Annotated in this window: 1 protein-coding gene and 1 pseudogene; both read right to left on the bottom strand. The window is 68.7% G+C overall.

From position 1 onward, the window contains the following. The coding region (gene fdhD, locus MLGJGCBP_RS18345; protein WP_160097500.1) for a formate dehydrogenase accessory sulfurtransferase FdhD at positions 1–630 on the bottom strand (630 nt) is incomplete at its 3' end. A 3-nt stretch (positions 631–633) separates the two neighbouring features. Further along, positions 634–1170 (bottom strand): annotated as a pseudogene (locus MLGJGCBP_RS51860) (hypothetical protein); the annotation flags it as partial.

Raw genomic sequence — 1170 nt, 5'->3', positions numbered from 1 at the left:
CACCGTCCCGCGCAGCGGCACCCGATCCTGTTCGGTGGCCCACCCGATCAGCTTGTCGACGGCATTGTGCCGGCCGACGTCCTCCCTGACCGCGAGCAGTTCCCCGGACCGGGTGAACAACCCCGCCGCGTGCAAACCCCCGGTGGTGTCGAACACCTTCTGCGCCGCCCGCAACCGGTCCGGCAACTCCGCGATGGTCGCCGCCGCCACCCGCACCGTGTCGGTGGCCGGGGAATGCCGGGTCCGTTGCCGGATCGCGTCGAGGGACGCCTTCCCGCACACCCCGCACGAGGACGTGGTGTAGAAGTTGCGTTCGATGCCCATGTCCGGCAGGAACACTCCCGGCGCCAGGTCCACATCCAGCACGTTGTAGGTGTTGACGCCGTGCTCGTCGACGCTGTTGCAGTACCGTATCGACGCAATATCGGCGCGCCCGGTGATGATGCCCTCGGTCAGCAGGAAGCCCTGCGCCAACTCCACATCCGAGCCGGGGGTCCGCATCGTCACCGCCAACGGGGTGCCGTTCACCCGGATCTCGAGCGGTTCCTCCACCACCACCGTGTCCGGGCGGGTCGAGTGCCGGGTGTCGGTGATCCGGGTGACCGGGGTCCGGGTCGTCACCCGCCCCACCGGTCAGCCCCGCTTCTCGAGGCGGATGGTGACCGCCTTCGACACCGGCGTGTTCGACTTGCGCGCGACGTGATCGAGCGGGATCAGCGGATTCGTCTCCGGGTAGTAGGCGGCCACATTCCCGACCGGCGTCGGGTAGGGCACCAACCGGAAATCCTCCGCCCGCCGCTCCTCCACGCTGCCGTCCGCCGTCGTCCATTCGGAGACCAGGTCCACCCGATCCCCCGCCGCGTACCCGAACGACTCCAGGTCCTCGGCGCTGATGAACAGCACCCGCCGACCACCCTTCACGCCGCGGTAGCGGTCGTCGAGACCGTAGATGGTGGTGTTGTACTGATCATGCGACCGCATGGTCTGCAGGATCAGCTTCCCCGCCGGCACCGGCACCCAGGACAGGTCGTTGACCGTGAAATTCGCCTTCCCCGTGCCGGTGTCGAAGCGGCGCTCGTCCCGCGGGGGGTGCGGCAACCCGAACCCGTCGGGCCGGCGCACCTTCCGGTTGAAGTCCTCGAACCCCGGGATCACCCGGGCAATGGAATC

Origin of the sequence: Rhodococcus sp. T7 (assembly GCF_009872365.1) — a bacterium.
Classification (GTDB): Bacteria; Actinomycetota; Actinomycetes; order Mycobacteriales; family Mycobacteriaceae; genus Rhodococcus_F.
This window is presented reverse-complemented; position numbering and strand designations above follow the sequence as displayed.